This window comes from Pollutimonas rozaliensis, from assembly GCF_048751585.1.
In the GTDB taxonomy this organism is placed as follows: domain Bacteria; phylum Pseudomonadota; class Gammaproteobacteria; order Burkholderiales; family Burkholderiaceae_B.
The window spans coordinates 1-407 of sequence record NZ_JAZHOB010000033.1; the positions used below are offsets into that span (position 1 = coordinate 1).

At 49.6% G+C, this 407-nt stretch carries 1 pseudogene; it reads right to left on the reverse strand.

Annotated elements, in window-relative coordinates:
• A pseudogene (locus V0R37_RS21850) lies at window positions 1-349 on the reverse strand (lipocalin-like domain-containing protein); the annotation flags it as partial.
• Window positions 350-407 lie beyond the last annotated feature (58 nt).

Here is a 407-nt window from a genome sequence, read left to right on the forward strand (position 1 = left end):
ACCAATCCCATCCCAGCTGATTTGCCGCTAATGGCTGGCTACTCCATTCCCGATCCAGCCAGGCGTCACCGGTTACGGCTAACTGCTCATCCCCTATTTTTATCTATCCCGACACCAATAGAAAAGGCAAACTTAGGTAATAATAGGCTTGGCCTGCAGACGATTTTACGCTGACACCCTGCTCACCATGCAAAATAGCGGGTCCCTGCTTTTTTAAGGTTAACGCATAGCTAAAATCGGCAGTATCGGCATGCAAGGTAAAATGGGTTGCATCCGTGTCGGTAGCAACAAAAGACCAATTCTCGATCGAAGCGTTAAATGGCTCTGGGCTAACCCCCGCTTGGTTAATGCCGCCCCGCGCATAGGTATCCGCATAAAAATGTTGATTGGCACGGGTTAGCCCTACA